The sequence below is a fragment of the Affinundibacterium flavidum genome, assembly GCF_014284175.1.
GTDB lineage: Bacteria > Pseudomonadota > Gammaproteobacteria > Burkholderiales > Burkholderiaceae_D > Undibacterium > Undibacterium flavidum.
This window is the reverse complement of sequence record NZ_JACOGA010000014.1, coordinates 21,027-42,717: the sequence shown is the minus strand read 5'-3', so window position 1 is coordinate 42,717 and position 21,691 is coordinate 21,027. Positions and strand designations below refer to the sequence as shown.

General features: G+C 45.8%; 19 protein-coding genes. All 19 read right to left on the bottom strand.

The features are described from left to right. Positions 1 to 674 precede the first annotated feature (674 nt). A complete protein-coding gene (locus H8K55_RS15060) occupies positions 675 to 1,031 on the bottom strand; it encodes a hypothetical protein (RefSeq protein WP_186942894.1) in 357 nt (118 codons plus the stop codon). Next, positions 1,028 to 1,660 (bottom strand): DUF4329 domain-containing protein, encoded by a 633-nt coding sequence (locus H8K55_RS15055; protein ID WP_329605051.1) that lies wholly within the window; start codon positions 1,658 to 1,660, stop codon positions 1,028 to 1,030. Before H8K55_RS15055 ends, H8K55_RS15060 begins: the two co-directional genes overlap by 4 nt. 319 nt (positions 1,661 to 1,979) lie before the next feature. Next, positions 1,980 to 2,336: a hypothetical protein gene (locus tag H8K55_RS15050; protein WP_186942892.1), complete on the bottom strand. Its 357-nt coding sequence runs from the start codon at positions 2,334 to 2,336 to the stop codon at positions 1,980 to 1,982. Between the two features lie 4 nt (positions 2,337 to 2,340). Further along, the gene (locus tag H8K55_RS15045; protein WP_186942891.1) at positions 2,341 to 3,534 is read right to left on the bottom strand and encodes an RHS repeat-associated core domain-containing protein; all 1,194 of its coding nucleotides are present in this window, start codon (positions 3,532 to 3,534) and stop codon (positions 2,341 to 2,343) included. Positions 3,535 to 4,169: 635 nt separating this feature from the next. Then, positions 4,170 to 5,459, bottom strand: a complete 1,290-nt coding sequence (locus tag H8K55_RS15040) for an RHS repeat-associated core domain-containing protein (RefSeq protein ID WP_222612490.1) — start codon at positions 5,457 to 5,459, stop codon at positions 4,170 to 4,172. 50 nt (positions 5,460 to 5,509) lie between these two features. Then, complete coding sequence (locus tag H8K55_RS22200) at positions 5,510 to 6,043, bottom strand: hypothetical protein (RefSeq protein WP_186942890.1); 534 nt, start codon at positions 6,041 to 6,043, stop codon at positions 5,510 to 5,512. Between the two features lie 393 nt (positions 6,044 to 6,436). Further along, positions 6,437 to 6,922 (bottom strand): hypothetical protein, encoded by a 486-nt coding sequence (locus H8K55_RS15030; RefSeq protein ID WP_186942889.1) that lies wholly within the window; start codon positions 6,920 to 6,922, stop codon positions 6,437 to 6,439. A 45-nt stretch (positions 6,923 to 6,967) separates the two neighbouring features. After that, positions 6,968 to 8,137: an RHS repeat-associated core domain-containing protein gene (locus tag H8K55_RS15025; protein ID WP_222612489.1), complete on the bottom strand. Its 1,170-nt coding sequence runs from the start codon at positions 8,135 to 8,137 to the stop codon at positions 6,968 to 6,970. 50 nt (positions 8,138 to 8,187) lie between these two features. After that, positions 8,188 to 12,222: an RHS repeat domain-containing protein gene (locus H8K55_RS15020; protein ID WP_186942888.1), complete on the bottom strand. Its 4,035-nt coding sequence runs from the start codon at positions 12,220 to 12,222 to the stop codon at positions 8,188 to 8,190. Positions 12,223 to 12,538: 316 nt separating this feature from the next. Then, positions 12,539 to 13,057 (bottom strand): type II secretion system protein, encoded by a 519-nt coding sequence (locus tag H8K55_RS15015; protein ID WP_230408646.1) that lies wholly within the window; start codon positions 13,055 to 13,057, stop codon positions 12,539 to 12,541. Continuing rightward, the gene (locus tag H8K55_RS15010; protein ID WP_230408645.1) at positions 13,044 to 13,442 is read right to left on the bottom strand and encodes a type II secretion system protein; all 399 of its coding nucleotides are present in this window, start codon (positions 13,440 to 13,442) and stop codon (positions 13,044 to 13,046) included. The genes H8K55_RS15015 and H8K55_RS15010 overlap by 14 nt, the downstream gene beginning before the upstream one ends. Continuing rightward, complete coding sequence (locus tag H8K55_RS15005) at positions 13,442 to 13,927, bottom strand: type II secretion system protein (RefSeq protein WP_186942886.1); 486 nt, start codon at positions 13,925 to 13,927, stop codon at positions 13,442 to 13,444. Before H8K55_RS15005 ends, H8K55_RS15010 begins: the two co-directional genes overlap by 1 nt. Beyond that, positions 13,927 to 16,200: a secretin N-terminal domain-containing protein gene (locus H8K55_RS15000; protein ID WP_186942885.1), complete on the bottom strand. Its 2,274-nt coding sequence runs from the start codon at positions 16,198 to 16,200 to the stop codon at positions 13,927 to 13,929. The genes H8K55_RS15005 and H8K55_RS15000 overlap by 1 nt, the downstream gene beginning before the upstream one ends. Positions 16,201 to 16,226: 26 nt before the next feature. Continuing rightward, on the bottom strand, positions 16,227 to 16,799 hold the full coding sequence (locus H8K55_RS14995; protein WP_186942884.1) for a hypothetical protein: 573 nt from the start codon (positions 16,797 to 16,799) through the stop codon (positions 16,227 to 16,229). A gap of 2 nt (positions 16,800 to 16,801) precedes the next feature. Then, positions 16,802 to 17,377: a hypothetical protein gene (locus H8K55_RS14990; protein ID WP_186942883.1), complete on the bottom strand. Its 576-nt coding sequence runs from the start codon at positions 17,375 to 17,377 to the stop codon at positions 16,802 to 16,804. Beyond that, positions 17,374 to 17,937 carry a hypothetical protein gene (locus tag H8K55_RS14985; RefSeq protein WP_186942882.1) on the bottom strand — a complete coding sequence of 188 codons (564 nt, stop codon included), beginning with the start codon at positions 17,935 to 17,937 and terminating at the stop codon, positions 17,374 to 17,376. The genes H8K55_RS14990 and H8K55_RS14985 overlap by 4 nt, the downstream gene beginning before the upstream one ends. Further along, complete coding sequence (locus H8K55_RS14980; protein WP_186942881.1) at positions 17,934 to 18,803, bottom strand: hypothetical protein; 870 nt, start codon at positions 18,801 to 18,803, stop codon at positions 17,934 to 17,936. The genes H8K55_RS14985 and H8K55_RS14980 overlap by 4 nt, the downstream gene beginning before the upstream one ends. After that, positions 18,796 to 20,475 carry a GspE/PulE family protein gene (locus tag H8K55_RS14975; RefSeq protein WP_230408644.1) on the bottom strand — a complete coding sequence of 560 codons (1,680 nt, stop codon included), beginning with the start codon at positions 20,473 to 20,475 and terminating at the stop codon, positions 18,796 to 18,798. Before H8K55_RS14975 ends, H8K55_RS14980 begins: the two co-directional genes overlap by 8 nt. Continuing rightward, positions 20,475 to 21,674: a type II secretion system F family protein gene (locus tag H8K55_RS14970; protein WP_186942880.1), complete on the bottom strand. Its 1,200-nt coding sequence runs from the start codon at positions 21,672 to 21,674 to the stop codon at positions 20,475 to 20,477. The genes H8K55_RS14975 and H8K55_RS14970 overlap by 1 nt, the downstream gene beginning before the upstream one ends. Positions 21,675 to 21,691: the final 17 nt, after the last annotated feature.

The window sequence follows — 21,691 nt, the reverse complement described above, 5'->3', positions numbered from 1 at the left end:
ACGACACAAATGCATCTTGGCTAACTTCACGGCAGAATCGGAGTTTTGTTGTATTTAAAAATCAACAATGCAATTAATACAATGCCATAGCATTTACTTAAAAGCAAGGAATTATTTTGCAATTTAGACTACGAATAGCCACTCTTTATGCAGCAGCAGAATTGACGGGGATAATGAAGAACGCTCCCAAAACTGTCCGTCAGAGAGCTGATGGATAGCCAGCACACCAGCACATCGGCTCGGAATTTAAGCATGATGGCAACGCTGTCATGCTGATCTTGCTTACCACCTGACGACTGACAAGGCACAACAGTGTAGGAGAGTCAGACATAATGTCCGTTATGCATGAGATGCGATAGCGTAACGACTGGGCAATTTCGCATAGTGTGCATTATGTGAAATCGCGCAGCGATTTCCCCCGCAACGGCTGTGCCTTTGATCTTGACTTTGACATTGCGTGGCGCTTTTCTGACTGCCGACGCAGTGCGGTTGTGAACGACGAAGGAGCGAACTTTGTTTCATCTGACTAGGCTTTGCTGCTTGTCGAAGCCGCGAACTTCACGCACGATTAACGCTAGCTTGGCGCACGCCTTGCCCCGTGCGCCTGGTCAATCATTCTGCACGGCCTGCAAGGCGTGTGACAAGCGGATTGATGGTATTCCCAAAGCTTTATTTTATCTGGCGAAATTCATATTCAATATCACACCACTTTCAGAAACCAAGTAATGTACTTCATCGCCAAACTGATTACCACCACCCCGAACCGTTGGAGTTCCAATTGGGTCGCGAGGAAGAAAAACAATTTCGTAATTTTTATTCTTAGGAACAATGAAGACCCGATAATTCTTGAGTTTATATTTCATTTTTTTGAAATCTTTCAATGCAATTGAGACTGCATTCAGCTCCGATCCCGACAGCTCCACTGTTCCTTTAGGAAAAATTATATCTTTGTCGCCATTATACGTTTCAGCTGTGCAAACTGAGGCTGTAGTCACAAAAAAGAATAACACGAATATTAGATATTTATTCATTTAATCACCTTATCTTGTCCAGTAGAAGGATCAAATTCTCGTATTTTTCCACTTGGCGTGCCCAAGTACCCTTTATATTCTGAGTTATTTCCAGAATCATTCCAGATCCCTGCTTTATCTTTGTCCGAAAAATTATCAGAATCCCTATTATCTCGTTTCGGGTCAGCAGTAACCGTAACTTCGCCTGTTTTCTTATCTTTTATTGAATATTCACCATGTGTATGAAAGTCCCCAACAGCTTTTGCATCCTTGGGAACATTAACTGCACTTGGTTGAAAGCCACCCTCTGCATGCGTGACTGGCTTAGTTGCTTTATATGAACCGTCTTTGTCTTTGTAAATTTTCCCTCCATACTCTTTGTTTTCTTTTTTTGACTGCGGATTTATTGTCTTTATAACATCTATAGCAGCGGCCCTAGCTGTCTTGAAAGGATCACCTGCATCACGTCCATCAGGATCAATGTATTTGTATGGGTTATTTAATGCGTAGGTATATCTGTTAAAGCTCGCCGCAGTATTCACATCCGTTAGTACAGGATCAGTAGACAAGAACCTCCCTGCAACTGGGTCGTAATACCGCTGCTGCATATATGTCAAACCAGTATCAGCATCATTGACATGAACAGCGATTTCCCCCGCAGCGGCTGTGCCTTTGATCTTGACTTTGCGTGACGCTTTTCTGAATCACGGCAACGCGCGGTGGTGAGCGACTTTGGAGCGAATTTTGTTTCACCTGATTAGGCTTCGCTGTTCGTCGAAGCCGCGAACATCGAGCACGTTTAGCACTAGCTTGGCGCATGCCTTGCCCCTTGCGCCTATCCAATATTCTGCGCGGCTTGCAAGGCGTGTGACAAGCGGATTGATACTTCTTTATCTGCTGAGTAACTCAACGGCTGGAATGGTGCAATAGATAAACCCCATTGCACCTTACCAATTACGCCCGACCGAATTATCTTGCATACTCCATTTTTATTATCACACCATTTTTAGAAACAAAATAATGTAACTCATCACCCAATTCAGTGCCCCCTCCAAACGAAGACTTCTCTCCCGGCCGCAAATTTGGCAAGAATATGATTTCATATTGATCTTTCTGACGAATAATAAAAATTCGATAGTTCTTTAAATCAAATTTGCTTTTCCTAAAATCCTCTAATGCTACTGAAACCACATTCAATTCGACGCCGGAAAGTTCAATAGAATTTTTGATGGAATATCTAGCTTTTTCATTCGCATTAGCCGTAACTGGAAAAATAAATACTAAAGCGCAAACGAACCTGATAAGAATTTGTAATTGTGTAGTCATATAATTACTTCTCCGTTTGGGGCGAATAAATTACCGTGTCTGGTTTCCCTTTGGATGGATCATATTCAAATATTTTCCCACCTGGCGTTCCCAGATAACCTATGAAATTAGGGTTCTGCTGACGTATAAAAACCTTGTCATTATCTAAAAATTTATCACTACCAACGTTGTCTCGTTTCGGGTCGGCTGTAGCGGTAATTTTGCCCGTGTCTTTATCTTTTAACGAATATTCTCCATGTGTATGGTAACCGCCGATAATAGTCGTATTTTTAGGAGCAGGACTTTTGAACGGATCTGAATGTTGTGTAGTACCCGCTTTTGGTTCAGTCGCCTTAAAACTCCCGTCTTTATCTTTATAAATAAGGCCAGCGTGTTCGATATTTTTCGACTTAGAAGTAGGATTAATTGACTTGATAACATCTATAGCAGCGGCTCTAGCTGTCTTAAAAGGATCGCCAGCATCCCTCCCATCTGGATCAATGTATTTGTAGGGATTGTTCAATGCGTAGGTGTACCGATTAAAACTCGCCGCAGTATTCACATCCGTTAAGACAGGATCGGTGCTGAGGAACCTCCCTGCAACTGGGTCGTAATACCGCTGCTGCATATACGTCAAACCCGTATCGGCATCATTGACATGCCCCGTGAACCCTATCGTCGGTGTCGCCGTTCCAGCTACCGCCATCCCATACGGTTCATACCTCGTCCGACTAGTCGCAATTAAATTCCCGTTTGCATCACTTTTGGCAACAGGACTACCCAAGCCATCGGTGTGAATATAGGTCACACCGTTCACAGGCGCTGGCACCGTTTTCATGATGTCTGTCCGACTAGCCAGAATAGTGCCAGCTGCGTTGACAACTGTCCAAGTACAGGTCGAGTCTTTCCAAACCCAGTTTGGATCTGCCGTACCGTTCGAACTACCTGACACACTTAAACTGGCACTTCCCGCAAATCCACCAGCCGGTGAAACACAGCTATACTTGGTGGCAACCGCCGTTGGCTCGGTACTGCTCCACGTGATAGTAAAGGGCTGACCAGCAATCATCGTACTCGGTGTACGCGTGATGGTCAGAGAGCCCGTTTGTGCGTGACTGCTCAAGCCTAAACTCACGGTTAACAGCAGCACCAGAAGCTGTAACATCGTCAGGATAGATTTGATGGATCGCTTGGTCTTCATCAACATAGATTGCTTCATCGTATTAGTCCTCGTCAATTCGTTGATCGGTGTGAAATTGAATAGCGTTCTCAATTTTTCACCTCAGCACCGTGGCTCTTTTCTGACTCGCGGCATGGCGCGATGGTGATCGATTTTGGAGCGAATTTTGTTTAACCTGATTAGGTTCTGCTGCTGGTCGAAGCCGCGAACACCAATCACGGTTGGCGCTAGCTTGGTGCACTCCTTGCCCCGTGCGCCTGATCAACTATTCTGCACGGCTTGCAAGGCGTGTGACAAGCGGATTACTACGCTTAGCTTCTTCTTTATCTGCCGAGTAATTCAACGGCTGGAATGGTCCAATAGATAAAACCCATTGCACCTTACAACTTCCTTACGCGTTACGGACTTCAAATGTGGCATGTCAAGACCCGACCCCATGTTTTCTACGGACTTATAACATTACGATTGATGCTTCACTAGTCTATACAGAATTACTGGATAAATAAGAACTATATAAACGCCATTGCAGATAGTAAGCCACTCCAAGATAGTCAAAGTTGCCGTACCGGAAAAGTATGCAATACCATACATCCCTAAAAACAAAATATTGAATCTCATCCAAAAGGAGAAGCTTGCTTTGGCATAAGTACGAAACAAATGATTCATTTTCATTTTCATTTTTTATCCTTCGGCTGTTGTTCTACATTGGTTGAGTTCGAAGCAATATCCCCCACACGATTGGCAACTGCTTGTCCTGCAGGAGCAGCGTAACTCAATGGTTTCCCTGTACTTGAGGTTGTAGTACGAATACCTTCAATTATATTGGCAGCCCCGACTTTAGTTGCTGTCCCAGGGATCGCACTTGTTTGCGCAAGACTCGGAACTCCGGTTGCTGCACCTGCCAAACCAGAGGCTGCTCCACCTTTCCAAGTAGCACTCAATACGTCACTAGTGGAAGCCTTATTTCCGTCAACCGCTGCACTGACATGAGCTCCTACAGCACTTATAGCAGCCCCTGAAACAACGTTCGCCCCCACCATTCCCGTCGTTGTAACAGCCGTTGATGATATCGCACCCGCGCCACCAGATAATGCACCAGCACCAGCAGCAACAAGGACTTGCTTAACGTTCACACGGCTCCAATCACCACCAGAACGAACCAACTGAGCGGTCAAATTAATACCCCCACCAATAGCTGCCCCCCAAGCCATTGGTGCCAAAAAGACAAGCCACCCATCAGGATCGATATACTTGTATGGATTGTTTTCTGCATACACATATCGATTGAAATGAGCTGCCGAGTTCTCATCCGTTAACACAGGATCAGTAGACAAGAACCTCCCTGCAACTGGGTCGTAATACCGCTGCTGCATATACGTCAAACCCGTATCGGCATCATTGACATACCCCGTGAACCCAATCGTCGGAGTCGCCGTGCCAGCCACCGCCATGCCATACGGCTCATATCTTGTCCGACTAGTCGCAATTAAATTCCCGTTCGCATCACTCTTGGCTACCGGACTACCCAATCCATCCGTGTGAATGTAGCTCACACCAGCTACTGGCGCTGGCACCGTTTTCATGATGTCTGTGCGACTAGCCAGAGTAGTGCCAGCTGCGTTGACAACTGTCCAAGTACAGGTCGAGTCTTTCCAAACCCAGTTTGGATCTGCCGTACCACTCGCACTACCTGACACACTCAAACTGGCACTTCCCGCAAATCCACCAGCCGGTGAAACACAGCTATACTTGGTGGCAACCGCCGTTGGCTCGGTACTGCTCCACACGACAGTAAAGGGTTGACCAGCAATCATCGTGCTCGGTGTGCGAGTGATTGTCAGATTGCCCGTTTGTGCGTGACTGCTCATGCCTAAACACATGGTCAACAGCAGCACTAGTAGCTGTAACATCGTCAAGACAAATTTGATGGATCGCTTGGTCTTCATCAACATAGTTTGCTTCATCGTATTAGTCCTCGTCAATTCGTTAATCGGTGTGAAATTGATTGGCGTTCTCAATTTTTCACCTCAGCGATTTGATGACGATCTAAATAGATATAACTAGTCTTACCCGGATTAGTTCCCCCTGTTTTGTTGGTGAAGAGGATCTGCCCTGCCGGTGTATAGATGCTGATCTGCGTACTGCCATCCGCATTCGTGGTTTTGACTCGGTGTCCCAATCCATCGTAACTATAGGTCGCTTTGCCCGTTGCACTGGTGAGGCGATTGCCTTTGTCGAACGCGTAAACTTGTGTGCCACGTTGGATGATGTTGCCTTGCGTGTCGTAGCTGTAAGCAAAGTTAAAATTGCTGTCGCTGCTGCTGATGTTACTCAGAAGGTTCGTTGTCGCATTGTAGGTGTGAATGTTGCTGCGGCTGCCGACAGTGCTCGCTTTAAGATTGTCTAAGCTGTCGTAGGTATAGCTGGCATTGCCAAAGTAACCCGTCGCTGTTTTTAGGCGATCTACATTGTCATACGTTAAGTTGCGCGTATTGAGTCCTTCTTGCACGTCCGTGATGCTTTGTACGTTAGCATTGGCGTCGTACACGTAGGCGTGATTGCACCACCAAGTGAAGCACAGTGTAACGACTGGGCAATTTCACATAGCGGGCATTATGTGAACATCGCGCAGCGACTTCCCCCGCAACGGCTGTGCCTTTGACCTTGCTCTTGCGTGGCTGTTTTCTGACTCACGGCAACGCGCGGTGGTGAGCAACTTTGGAGCGAACTTTGTTTCATCTGATTGGGCTTTGCTGCGTGTCGGAGCCGCGAACTTCACGCACGAATAGCACTAGCTTGGCGCACGCCTTGCCCCGTGCGCCTAGTCAATTACTCTGCGCGGCCTGCAAGGCGTGTGACAAGCGGATTGATGCATTTGCTCTTCCTCAGGGTGGCACAAGAGCGGTGCCCATCCTTGGCTTTCCGAATCACTGAAAGTCAATTATTTTTTTGAATGCCAAACTATCCCATTTTTTATATTCTCGCAAACTTCCTCAAGCACTGGATTCGCTGCTTGAATCGATTCTGCTCCTGCGAAAAATATATAGTTAATCTCACTATACAAAATTTTCCACTTCACATCTTCCCCTCCAGACATAATACTCAAACCGCATTTACTTTCGTTGGTTTTCATATTTTTTTTCAAATAGGATAAAAATTCTTCCTTTATTTTTCCTCCAACCAATATCTGACTATTTTTTCCACCAGGGAGCTGAATTTCTTCCTTACCATTTGGTACCAATAAATAATAATCCGAAGGAAGCTTAATTTTCGTATCAAAAATTAACACATTAAATTCCTCAATTTTTTTTGGCTCCCGAGCAGAAAAGTAGAATGTAATTGCACTAGTTAATCCAATGAGTATTACTAGCTTCGTAAGCTTCAAGAATAATTTTGTTTGTAGAATAGATTGAAGACGTTTATACATAATATTCCTCTTGTGACTTGTTACTTAAAAGCGGTTTCTAATTTCTTATTTTATCGGCTTTTCCGCTGCTTCAATAGCTTTCTTGGCTATTTCCTCTGCACCCTTTTTCGTTGATGGATCGGGTACCCCTGCAGCCGAAAGAACCTTTTCAACTACCACCATTCCGCTCAGTGTATTTGCTTTTTCATCTGCATGATTTTGACGAATTTGCCCAAGAATATATGGAGCACCCGTCTTGGGGTCAGTGCTAGTCACGGTTTCCCCCTTTGATTTATCAGGTTGATTATTCGCCTCTGCATAAGCACGACGATCCTCGACCTTTTGCATTTCCTGGCTGATTTCGCTTGTTTTATTTACTACGTTTTCAATTTTCTTAACTGGACTGAGTACTTTATTAACTTCTTTAGTAGCTTCGGACGCTGGTTTATAAATTTTATCTTTCACGTAGTTGTAGGTTTTTTTACACCATTCACACGGATCCCTCCCATCAGGATCGATGTACTTGTAAGGATTATTCAACGCATAGGTGTACCGATTAAAACTAGCCCCCGTGTTGTAGTCAGTGAGTACCGGATCAGTAGACAAGAACCGCCCCGCGACCGGATCATAGTACCGCTGCTGCATATACGTCAAACCCGTATCCGCATCATTGACATGACCCGTGAACCCTATCGTCGGTGTCGCCGTTCCAGCCACTGCCATCCCGTAAGGCTCATACCTTGTCCGACTACCTGCAATTAAATTCCCATTCGCATCACTCTTGGCAACAGGACTACCCAATCCATCCGTATGAATGTAGGTCACACCAGCTACTGGCGCTGGCACCGTTTTCATGATGTCTGTGCGACTAGCCAGAATAGTGCCAGCTGCGTTGACAACTGTCCAAGTACAGGTCGAGTCTTTCCAAACCCAGTTTGGATCTGCCGTACCGTTCGAATTACCTGACACACTCAAACTGGCACTTCCCGCAAATCCACCGGCCGGTGAAACACAGCTATACTTGGTGGCAACCGCCGTTGGCTCGGTACTGCTCCACGTGATAGTAAAGGGCTGACCAGCAATCATCGTACTCGGTGTACGCGTGATGGTCAGAGAGCCCGTTTGTGCGTGACTGCTCAAGCCTAAACTCACGGTTAACAGCAGCACCAGAAGCTGTAACATCGTCAGGATAGATTTGATGGATCGCTTGGTCTTCATCAACATAGATTGCTTCATCGTATTAGTCCTCGTCAATTCGTTGATCGGTGTGAAATTGAATAGCGTTCTCAATTTTTCACCTCAGCGATTTGATGACGATCTAAATAGATATAACTCGTCTTGCCCGGATTAGTTCCCCCTGTTTTGTTGGTGAAGAGGATTTGCCCTGCGGGCGTATAGACGCTCACTTGTGTACTGCCATCCGTGTTCGTCGTTTTAACACGGTGTCCCAATCCATCGTAACTATACGTCGCTTTGCCCGTCGCACTGGTGAGGCGATTGCCTTTGTCGAACGCGTAAACTTGTGTGCCACGTTGGATGATGTTGCCTTGCGTGTCGTAGCTGTAAGCAAAGTTAAAATTGCTGTCGCTGCTGCTGATGTTACTCAGAAGGTTCGTTGTCGTATTGTAGGTGTGAATGTTGCTGCGACTACCGACACTGCTGATTTTGAGGTTATCTAAACTGTCGTAGGTGTAGCTGGCATTGCCAAAGTAACCCGTGGCTGTTTTTAAGCGATCTACATTGTCATACGTTAAATTGCGCGTATTGAGTCCTTCTTGTACGTCCGTGATGCTTTGGACGTTAGCATTGGCGTCGTACACGTAGGTGTCATTCAGAATGCCGACATCGCGAGATTGTTGTGGCAAACCTCGGGTGTTTTGCGCCAGGGTATGCACGATACCATTGCCGTAAGTGAAACCGGAAACCGCACCATTTGGATAATACTTGACGTTGCTGGCGTAGCTGCCGATTTTGCTCGCTTCTCCTAAGGCATTGGGGGCATAGTCCACACTGGCAATCGCGCTTTGTGTTGGGTAGTTGAGGTTAGTTAATGCTCCATTACTGTTGTAGACACGTCCTACGTTGTAGGTATTACCTTCGAAGCTTAAACTTTCGTTGGTGAGCAGGCGACGGTTGTTGTAGGTGCTGGTCCACGTAGGCGTACCTGCATTATTACTGGATACCGTCAATGGCAGTCCATCATTGGTATAGGTGCGGGTGATATTGGGGCTGCCATCGGCATAGCTGGTAGTGAGCAGACGGTTCAAGCTGTCGTACGTAAAACTGACTTTCGCTGCTGCAATAGCAGCATTGGCTTGATCACAGGCGGTGGTACTCGGTGAGCTGATACCTGTAGCACGCCATGTGACATTATTGGCGGCGTCGTAACTTTGAATGGTGGCATTGACTTCGGGTTCAATAGTTTTGCATAGGCGCTGGTTGGCGTCGTACACATAGCTGCGCGTGGCGCTCACGGTACCTGTGCTGCCGTCATTGCCACTACGAGTAATGCTGATGGTCTTGCCGAACAGGTCGCGGTTAATTTGTACTGTTACCCCTTCTGGTGCTGTAATTGTCGTCGGGGCGGTTTCTACTGGTTCGTCAAAGGCTTGGAAAGCCGTTGTGGTTGATTGGTTTCGAGGATTGGTGACGCGCTTGGTAAATCCACTCAAATAGCTTGTCGTGGTGGTGAGTAAGCCTAATTCACTATTAGCATCCGACTGTGTCTCGCGCCCCAGCGCATCATAGGTAGTAGTGACGCCATTAACAACTGTGGCAACGGAGGCGATGCTGCGTTGTGGATAGGATTGAAAGGTCGTTTTTCCGTTGTGATCAAATTTGCTTAAGACAGACTTTTCTGTATTCGCTTGATCTGCTGTATCGTAGGTTGAGGTTAATACAGGTCGCCATAAAGCATCTAAATAGGTGATGCTTTGTCCATTACCCGTACTGACGGTTTGACGCCAGTGACCTGCAGCGATTCCTTTTTCAGCGGATGCCACTGGAACAAAATTAATGATCGTGTTGTTCCAAGTAATACCAGCGTCTGTTGGGTAAGTGACGCTACTCAGGCGACCCATGGCATCGTAACCCAAGGTCGTTGTGGTGCCTGCACCATTGGTGAATGACGTGACTAAACCGATGTTATCAACGACGGCGCTTTCGCTTGTGCTGTTGGCATAGGTGACTAACTGCGGTATGCCGCGTTTGTAGTTACTCAGCGTCGTGGTTTGATTTAAACCATCTTTCTTCGTCGCCAGCGTTCCGTCGCCGTTATACGTCATCGTTTCTTGTAGCAATCCAAATCGACTTGTTGTTAACAGAGTCGATGTCGTCGTATCGTAAGTATTTTGTTGCATCACCAAACCTGAGCCATCATCGGTAGCACTCTTGATTTGACCTAAAATCCATTTGCTAGTCAGATTGTCTTCATAGACCGTGGTTTCATTACGCGTACCGCTTGGGCCAGTCTTGGTAACTTTTTTCTGCCGCGCAAAATTGTCAAACTGATTTGCTGTCCAGCTAAATGTTTGCCCTTGTTGCGTTGTCACTCTTTGGTCTAACGGCTGATAACGGGCACCAATTTCCGCATCCCCGCGATCTTGATCGCTATATCCTGCAGGGTTGGGGTATTCTCCGGTGGAATAGCTTCGATAACGATTCGTCACTGTACGTAATGCACTTGCCCCATTCCAGCCAGACTCGACTTTGAGTAATTGCCCTTCTGAGGCACGGAAGCGGTTACCGAAGGTGTAGCGTGTAACGTCGCCTTTCGGATCTGTGACTTTAACAACTTTGGTATCTAGGCAGCTGGCTCCTGTGCAATCACTCCAAGAGGCGTTCCAGTCCGTGTTTTCTGTACCGTAATTGTAGAGCCACGACATATTGGTCAGACCTGGTCCGCTGATCGTTTTGTTCACTAACGAGAAGGACGCGAAATATTTGGGTTTGACGGCGTAGGTTCCGAGAAAGTTAAAACCATCATAAAGATTACGGCAGTTTTTTTCTACAAATGAACGCCCATGCACTGTCGGTCGAATAGTGAACGTCCCCACTGCACCAGAGGGATGTGTCATGCTGCCTACCATGTCATAGATACTCAACGTGCCTTTATTTTCACAATCTGGCTCGGAAACATACGAAATGTCCGTATACGCCAGCGTGTCGATACCACCTAACTGCCATGCGGAGCTGTCAGGTAAGGTAACTTGAGTTAAAGCATCGCCACCACTATAGGTATAAGTCCAGGTACGGGTGCCATCTGACGCGGTTTGAATTTTCCTGGTTCCGGCTACATAGGTAAACGTCACTTGGCGTCCGTCGCTCGCAGAAATACTTAATAACTTCCATTTGTCAGTGGTGTCGTAGACATAATCAACATAATTACCAAAGCGGTCTGTCACCCTCGTTGGTAAAATCCATACCTCATCCCGATACAGGGTATTACCATCTGCTGAGACCGCTACGATTGGTGGCAGTGAATTCACGCCCGGCGTTTTTGCAGCCGTGCGGCCAAACGTGGCGGGCGCCGCATTGCTTTTTGTCAGATTAGCCATCGGCCGTGTCGCTAGCCAGTCAAACCGGTATTGTGTCCCCTCGGGAGAAATGGCGAGAAAGCCTTCCCCATTTTCGTTGGCCTTGGCACTGACACTTTGTAAATTAATACAGGAGAAAGCCCAAGCGTCTTTCGTCACGATGTTATAGGTTCCTCCAGTTGGAACATTATTATTCACCGTACCGTTAAGGGTATTCCGGCGCAGCATTTCCTGATCACCGACACCAGGTATGTAAATAAAATTTCCACCCCAGAATTCTTTCGCTGCCCAGTCAGACTGTAAATTCGCACCGCGAGATTCTCTCGGCGCACCGAAATTGGTGCTACAACGCTGATTAGTGATAGCAGGGCTCGCACTTCCTGTAATGCTTGTCCAGCTATCTGCTCTAGCAAATACACCATGCAAATGGGGAATTTCCATATCCCATCGACCAAACAGCCCTGAGGGGCCACTACGGCCTATCGTTAATCGACGACCAACTGACACTGGTAAAGCGCTATTCCCTTTCAAATTGAAATCTGTCTGTGTAAATTCCAGTCCACCGTTATAGAGATTGACCTTATCGCCAAATAAATCTGCACCTAATCTGGAAACGGCATTTGGTGCCTTAATTAATTTTGATTGCTCACTGTAAATAGAGGGCGTCTGTGCTGAAGCGACATTGGCAGACATCAATAATGCGGTCAACACTAAGGTCAATCCACTGCTTCTTTTGGTTGCTATATTGAATGGCGAGGTGAATACTGAATTAAATGAAAGGGGCATAAAAATTTATCCTTTAAATTACTTAATTTTGAATATTTAATGCGTAATTTTTTAATAATTACTTTATTAAAAAAACATTATCTCAATAATACAATTATAATCACCAATAACGCACACAAGTCCACATATATTTTTATATGTAAGATTTTCACTTGATGTTTTTATTAATTTGTGATCTTTGACAACTTGGAATATCTAACAATCGTTATCAGAAATTCTTTAATCCAATATGCTGAAGATTTTGTGCACCGTATGGTATTCAGGGCGAAAAATAAATTCAAAGATACGAAGCAGTGTTCACACCTTTTATATACCTTCAAAAAGTTGCGCCAAACACCCAATCACGATAAGAACGTTTGTCTGCAAATTGAATAAACTCATCGTCAAAGTTACCGACCTTGATGGGTTGTGCATTGGATAGACTGTGTACCCCAATAATGCCGGTGCCATCAGGGCTTTTGATCAGTCCCCATGTATTGTCATCATTGATTGGATCGATATAGATTTTACGGAGATGGCGTTTCTTTTGCGTGTAGCGTGGATCAAGTAACAAGTCTTCCAGGCTTTTGGGATAACGATTGGCGCCGACGGGCGTTGCGATAGCATAGCTAATGAAAGCGTTTTTATATTCGCGACCTATCTCTAATAACTCTTGTTCAGCAGATCGACGTTGCATAATAAAACCTAAATGGATCGCTGCTACTGTTGTGATGCCCATTAATGCCAATAGGATGAGTAGGCCAATATACGTAAATCCGCCTGACGCCAAGTTTGTTGAAATGCGTCGTGTCATCCGGCGTTTTGCCATAGGTGATTGGGTTTCAGAAATTGGCATACTCTTTTCCCAAATGCGATTTTCCGCTCGCACTGGTTTTTACATCGTAGATATTGCCCTTGTAACCTTCTTGAGGCGCAATGACGATGAATGCCTTTTCTGTGACAGGGTCAATGGGTAATTCGCGTAAATATTTTCTTTCGACGAGCTCATTGAGTGAATCAGGATAACGTCCTGTATCACCATAAAACTTACTGATGACATCTCGTGTTATTTGAAGATTCTCTGCCAGAACACGGTCTTTGGCCATATCAATACTCTGGAAATACTTGGGTAAGGAAATCGATAAGAGCAGCGCGATAACAGCGAGGACGACCAGCAGCTCAATAAGAGTAAAACCGCTTGATTCCCGGTGGCGATGTGCACCGTAATTGGCTTTATGCATTACCATTTTTTATAAGCTTGTCCATTTAAACTGACTTTCTCTGAAGTCGAATAGATATCATAAACATCCACACCGTCTCGAGGATTTTGCGTATCGCTGTCATAACTCCGGAGCCCCCAGGTCGCCTGCTCTGATTGTTCGTTATCAAGCATGGGGTCGGCAGGGATTTTTCGTAGAAAATATAATTTGTGATGCAGGGGATCGCGCTGATTGGGCACACCATTGACTAAAATGTCCAGCGACGTGGGATAGCCTGAAAGAAGCGGCGAATTCATTATTTTCCCATCATCATAAGCGCGTTTGTAGGCGTCAATGGCGGTGCGAATTTCACGCAGCGCTAGTCGCAGCTCTTTCTCTTTGATACGTTGGTTCGCCACTTGCATGACCGGGACGCTGAGCGTTGCCAGCACACTGAGAATAGCCAGTGTGACGAGCAATTCGATTAGCGTGAATCCCGATAGTTTTACGTGCTTCAAGGCTTGCATCACTTTACAGAAATAGTAGATGCAGACGGCAACATAAGGGTCGCCACTTCACCGCTTTGTTTAATGCCAGTAGCTGAAATTATCGCAATTTTCGCATCGCTTATTTTTGTTAAGGCACGTAATGCAATAGTGGTGTTGATGCCTGCAGGTTTGATCGGGCTTTCATTGCTGCCCGACATAAATACATTAATCTGGCCATCCTTCTCTGCGACAAATCTCATGGTGGGCTGTTTAAGATTGGCGTTTGGTGCACGTCCGTCTTTGACTTCCACAATCTCAAACTGTTGCGGATCGATTTTCACGGAAAAAACCAACTGACTAAAATGGTCTTTTGCTTGCATGGCGATGTGGGCGTTGAAAACCTCTCCCGGAGTGACTTCTGCTGGTGCATAAATCTGTAACGGGCTATTTTGTGGTGTCGTCGGTTTAGCTGCTTCGGCATTATTGGACGAGGTGCCTTGTCCTGAAACTGCTGGTAAAGGATTCTTTTCAGGTCGAACACGGAAATTGGTATCGGTACCGGAAGTAAATTCGGCTAATTTCGCTTCCGGTGCTTTGATGTTGCGTATCAGTCTTGGCGTAATCGATAAAACAATTTCTGTTTTTTCAGTATTGTCCGCGGTATTGCCGAATAAGCGACCAATGACCGGAAAATCACCCAGCCCTGGCACCTTATTACCTGTACTGCGATCTTCATTATTAATGAGCCCCGCTAAAATTTGTGTTTCCCCATCTTTTAACCTGAGCGAGGTTGCAGCGTTACGGGTACCTAATTGATAAGTGGTCGCTCCATTTTTTGTTTGTGATTGACTCACCACATTGCTCACCTCCAATTTCACACGTATACCGACATCGTTATCGAGGAAGACACGAGGTTCGACTTCTAGTTTTAATCCCACGTCGGTATAAGTAGTTGATTCCGATACAAAGGTTGCTGTCGATGTTGTCGTTACATTTGGCACGCGCTCACCAATTTGTATCGTTGCAGTTTCATGATTACGTGCCCGTATGCGAGGATTGGCTAATATCTTGACGTCAGAATCTTGCGCCTTGGCGTTAATATTGACAGTTGGTATCGAAACCCCCGTTGTTCGACTATTCACGTTGTTGGTCAAATCTCTTAAAGTGAGCGGATTACCCGTTCCCGACGTGAGTGGTGTAAGAGACAGACTATCGGGCCACTTGATGCCAAGCTCTTGCAAGCGTGTCCGTTTAATTTCTAAGACTTCCACTTCAAGCATCACTTCTGGTTCAGGAATGTCGTATACCGCAATGAGTTTTTCGGCGATTCTGATCACATCGGGGCTATCACGTAAAGTGATGCCATTGCGTTTTTCATCGACCACCATATCTTTGGATTTAGTAATCGTCTGTAAAATCGTAATGATTTCTTTGGCGTTGGCGTTGGTCAGGAAAAAAGTCTTGACGACCATTTCCTGATACTCCTTGAGTTTGGTCTGCGTGTTCGGGAAGATCAGTACCGTATTCGTATCGATGACTTGTTGCGTTAATTGATTTGTTAATAGTGTCGTGTGCAGCGCTGATTCGACCGTACTATTTTTTAAAAAAATCGATGTGCGCTGATCTAGCCTCACTTCCCGATCAAACACAAAGTTTAAACCAGAAGTGCGTGAAATCACCTCAAAGACTTGTGTCAGGTTGGCGTCTTTGAATTCGATGGAAATCGGCTTTCTGAAACTTTCTGCGAGTGTTGGTTCCGAGACAGGTAAAGTGGATGTCACTGTGATGGAATCGAGTAGGGCTTTGGCTTCTTGATGACTTGGCATCTCGATGAGGATGGTGCGCAATGCATTGAGTGCAGCTTCCCGGTTATTTTGCGTCGCTGCCTGTTTGGCATTATTCATCAATTCTTGGAAACGCATTTCTTGATCGAGGGTTTGAATACCTTCGATTGCCTTGGGATGGTCGTGTTCGATTTTTAGTATTTGATTATATTGATCGCGAGCACCATTAACATTCTTTGCACGAAGTCGTCTTTCTGCCTCGTCGAGCATGGATCGCAATGCGACATCCTTCGTTTGCAAATATTTGCTACGATATGCTGCGTCGCCAGGTGCTGCCTCCACCGCATCATTAAGCCTTTTAAGTCCTTGTTCAATCTGTCCTTTTTCAATCAGGCTAACGCCGTCACGGTAGGCCATCTGCGCAGCGCAGCCTGCCAATGATAACAAAGCAAGGGTCGAAACCAGATAACTTGAAATCCGAAGAGATGGAAGCGCCAAAGCCTGCGTATTCATTTTAAAAATGTGCATGAAAATACCGTGATTAATTTGTGTTGCTAATTGTGTGTGCCAATTGCGTTGCCTATAATGAGCGTTTGAATTTCATTCAAAGGCAGGTAAATTAACTCCATCGTTGGTGGTTGAATTTTCCCGACTTTGTAATTGGCATCAATGGATTGACCTTCTTTAACAACTAGTGTTTTTTCTTGACGCGCTAAAAAAATGTTCAATTGGCCATCAATAATCGCTTTTCCAATAAACCGGAAGTCCAATGGTGGAGCGACGGCCTGTGGCGGTGCAATGGTAATGACAACTGGCGAGACTGGTGGCGGTGCTGGAATCCAGTTGGCGGCTTTAAACAAGTCGACTATGGTCTCTTTATTTGTTTGGCTCGCTATCAATTGACTGCGTGGAATGAGGTGGGGCAGTGCCATTGATCCGTTGATCTGGTCTGTCTTTTTTGCAGAAGTCTCGTCGTTCGACATTTTGATGTCGCTTGTATTGATCACTTTATTGGCCACTTTATCGGGAAAACTGGGTGTGGCAATAGCCGAAGGATTTTCGGTGACGAATGCGAACCAAGCAGTGATGGCCGTGATCGCTAATAATATTTTTAGGCGTAGTGTCATCGTCAATCGCCTTGGCGTGATTTCGCAACCGCATGCGTATTGAGATATAAGGTGAATTTCAATTTTGCATCGAGTTGCGGTGATTGGATGCTGTCGCGTTTGAGATTGATTTCAACTAAGGACGCAAAAGGGACTGCTGCTAAAAATTGTTCACAAAATTGACGAATTGCTAAATAAGTTCCTTTGACCGGAAACGTAATATCGTAGGCAATAAGGTTCGTTGCGGGAATAGAGCGATAGCGAAAACTACTTTGGGAAAGCGAGATACCTGTATCACGCCCTATGGATTGTAAAATTTTCAGCGGTTCTTCCAGGTGCGATACGTAACCCAGACCTTCATAAAAAAAACGCTTTTGATCCGTGTCTGAAATGCTTGATTTCGCCGAAGTCGGTACAGAAATTGGATTGCTTAATCGCGCAATAGTGGATAGTTGTGCTTGTTGGCGCTCGTTAAATTGACGAGCAAAAACCAGATAAATAATGAGTATAACGACGAGTAAGGATAGCCCCGCGAGTATCACTGGGTTGATACGACGTATGCCTTGCATTAACTTGAATAAAGAGATAGAGGTCATCATTTAGACGTCCCCACCCAGGTCACTTCAAAAGAAAAGCGTGTTGGCTTATTCGGATCTAATTCATTGACCTCATACTTACTTAGCACGGGATTTTTAAAGAGTGTGGATTTGTTTAAACTGCCCAGGTAATCGAGCATTTGTTCGGTAGTTTTACTTTCTGCCTGAATCCGGATCAGGTTCTTTTGAGTATTGGGATCGATAGAGAGGACGTGGATTCCTGAGGTGCCCGTTTCAAGCGCATCAAAAAAATCGGTCCATGGCGTATTCAGCTCCGTGATGATAGTACTTAATGTTTTCTGTTCGTCTGTTGACATGACGGCGACTGGTGGCAGTACTTTTTGATTGCTAGTCGCTTTTTGTTTTTGCTCCAGCACTTGTATTTTTGCAGCGTTACTATTTAAGAGTTTCTGCATGTGCACCAATTTAACAATTAATAAACCGCAGACGAACAAGCTACCGACTAAGAAGAGCCAAGTCATGACATCGATTTTGCGAATGACATGGATCGCAGAGTTGGGCGTAAAATCAATCAACATCGCCTGTTGCGCGCGCTGCTTCATACACTTTGCTCCGTAAGAATGGGTGTTGTACAGATATCCCTGCCTTTAATATTTTTTTTCTTCAGCTTGCCAGATTGGATAATCGCTGGTTGTTTGCAATCAATCCATTGCGCTTCCATGGCACCACAAAGTACTACCGTTTCAGGCAAGGGCAAGTCAAAACTGAGTGCCTCTCTTTTCAGGATTTCGGTTAGGTTTTCAGTGGGGGTGTTCGTTTGTACTTGTCTGGCGATGACTCTGACTGACACCAATCCAGTGTGATCTAACATCCCCAAAACCAAATGTGTTCCTTCATTGAGCAATAACCATTGTCGCGCGCTTAAATGGTGGTGCAGGCAATTCCAGGCAAAAACGAATTGCGGCGTTATCGCATCAATTTGAAATGAAGAATGTTGCGCACACTGTTGGAGTTGTTGTAGCAGCTTCTTTGGTACGGCACAGGCCAAGAAGCGTTGATCGATCGACCAATGTCCCTGAATATCCCATTCTTTTAGATCATCTTTACCATATAGTTGTTGAAACCGGTGCGTCGCGGCATCGATACTATCCTGCAGATGACGCGCATTACTAAATGGTTGAACTAAAAAATAGCGTACCAGATCAGCACCAAGTACGATGCTGGTACCCCGCTTTTGCCAAGACGGTTGGGAAAACAATTGCTGTAAAAACGCATCGACTTCTGCATAAAATAGCTCACTCTGTGCACCTGCGTGATGGGTAAAGTAGTGAACGGCAACGTGCGACTTGGACGACTTGGCGTGTTGTTGTGCGGTGATGGTGGAACCCGTCAGTGTGATCGTGACGGAGCTTGGCCAAAACAAACGACTAATGGCATTCAACTGATTTTTTAAACCTCCATTAAACATGCAAAATCACCTTACGAATTTCCTCTAGAGTGGTTTCGCCTTGCATGACCAAGGACAGTGCCGTATCTCTCAGCGAGAGCGTACCATGGTGTGCGGCAGCATCCTTAATGTGGCGTATCGAACTTCGATTAATAATCAGTTCGCGAATTTCGTCATTCAGGATCAAGATTTCGGCGATAGCTTTACGCCCTTTAAAGCCCGTCCCCCGGCAATCTCCACAGCCTTCGCCCTTCATAAATTTAAATTCCGGTACCTGATCTGGCGTGAGTGCAGCGAGTCGAATTTCTTGTGTAGTAGGTGTATAAGGTTTTGCGCAGTGGGTGCAATTTTTACGTATCAGTCGTTGTGCCACAATCCCATTTAAGGAAGAGACAAACGCATACAGATCAATGCCCATATGGGTAAAACGACCAAATACATCAAACACACTATTCGCGTGTACCGTGGTAAAGACTAAATGACCGGTTAAGGCAGATTGCACCGCAATTTCAGCCGTATCTTTATCGCGTATCTCACCCACCATGATGATGTCGGGGTCATGCCGCAAAATCGACCGTAAGCCTTTAGCAAAGGTCAGGCCTTTTCTTTCATTCACGGGAATTTGTAAGATGCCGGGCAGTTGGTACTCCACTGGATCTTCAATCGTGATGATCTTTTCTTTACCGGTATGAATTTCTGTCAGCGCCGCGTACAAAGTGGTAGTTTTTCCTGAACCGGTGGGGCCAGTGACCAATAACATCCCATAGGCCTGGCTGGCGAGCTGCCGAATCTGTTCAAGCGATCTTTCACTAAATCCCAGTGATGGCAAATTTAGCGCGCCATGCGCCGCGATCATGGCACGTTTATCCAGGATACGAATCACAATGTCTTCGCCATGAATGCTGGGCATCACAGAAATGCGCAAATCAATTTCTCTGTCATTCATCATCACACTCAGACTGCCATCCTGCGGGATGCGTCGTTCTGCAATATCCAATTCGGCCAGTACTTTGATGCGTGAAATAACTTGTTCCGCTAAGTCAGTCCCTTCCATCGCAGTGATTTGATCCAGCACACCGTCAATGCGATATTTGACATTCAGACCAGTGCCGGTCGTTTCAATATGGATATCGGAGGCGCTGCTTTTTAAAGCATCGTATAAGGTGGAATTAACGAATTTAACTGCCGCATTATTTTCATTGGTGATCGCTGCGTAAGAGAGGTCAATCACCACCTCTTTTTTTACGCTACCGTGTTGTTGCACAATCTGCTCGACCGTACGTGCCTTGGCTTCCTGACGTGAAATATACGCCATGATGTCAGAATGCAGCGCAAAGCACAGCGTCACGGGCTCTAAAATTTTGGCGCGCAAGCCATCGATCACATCTGAATTGAAGGGATCAGGCAGTGCCGCTAACAGATGACCGCCTTCATCGCGCAATAGCAAGACTTGTCGTTGTATGAGTTGTTCTAAATTGAGTACGTCAAAGGCAGGTTGCAACTGCTCAATGTCGCTCATACTCAAATAGCGAAGATGCGCAATTGTGGCCACAGCAGGTGCTAATTCGCGTTGATCGTGGCCTGTGCTTTCAGCTAGTACTTCGGTGAAGGGAATACGCGTCTGGGCGACTTGTTTGCGCGCGAGGCGAATGTCTTCTTCCGTTAAGGCTGGCATGAGTTTAGTCACCGTCATCATTGAATGCTACCTGCCAGATCAAAAATCGGCATATACAGCAACACCACAATCGTGCCCACCAATAAGCCAATAAATGCCATCAGGCAGGGTTCGAAGGCTTTGCTAAATCGTTCCATCCAAATGGTGATTTCAGATTCATGATATTTCCCTGCTTCAACCAGCATCGTGCCCAGTTGTCCTGACTTCTCTCCCGTACGTAAAAGTCGTAAGGAAACCGGTGTGGTGAGTCCATGTGCATCGAAAGCGGTTGACATGGCATTACCTTGCAAGATCAGAGTCGAGGCCAGCGCCAGCTTGGGCCTAGTGAAGTCAGACAAGGATTCTCCAATGATATTCAGTGCTTCAGTGATGACAATGCCGCCTTCTAAGAGCATGCCTAAAGTGAGATACAAGCGCGAGAGTTCCATCAAATGGAGCTTGGCTTGAATCATCGGAATTTTTCGAATCAATTGGACGAGCGGGGCGGTGCCTGAGCGCAGGAATAAGACAAGTAAAGCGATCAGTAAGGCACATACGGTGACGAGCATCAGCTTGGTGTTCTGTGAAAAAAATTGACCCCAGCTGAGTAAGACTTGGGATAACCAGGGCAGTGCCCGTCCGCTACCTTTGTAGACTTCTGAAAATCGGGGAACCACATAGGTCATCAGAAATAAAACAACCACCGACCCAACCACTAATAAGATACCCGGATAAATGATGGCGTTAATAATCTTGCGACGCAAGGTATCGCCACGTTCTGTATAAGCAGCATAACGGCTTAAGGCATTTTGCAAATGACTGGTTTCTTCCGAGGCTTTGATAATCCCAATATATAGCTTCGGAAAATAGTGTGGTTGCTCGGCAAGCGCAACAGAGAAGCGCTTGCCATGACGAATCGCCGTAATCAATTTAGTGAGCATGGTCAGGCGCGGCGCATGCGTTTCTTTTTCGATTAAGGTTTCAAGCGCTTCAATTAATGATAATCCCGCTTGTAGCAATGCCAGTAATTCAGTATTAAAGCCATTGAGCAGCTCACGATTGTGGACATTTCGCCCTGTGGCGCTTGTCCATGCCAGAGAAAAACGTTCAGCGTGAATACGTAAAAGGGTATGTCCCTCGCGCTCGACTTGAGCACGGGCATCCACTTCATTTTCTGCATCGATGCAAAGTTCAATGACTTGATGCTGGCTGTTAATTGCCCTAGCGCTAAACTTCATTGTTAATGGCTAACTTG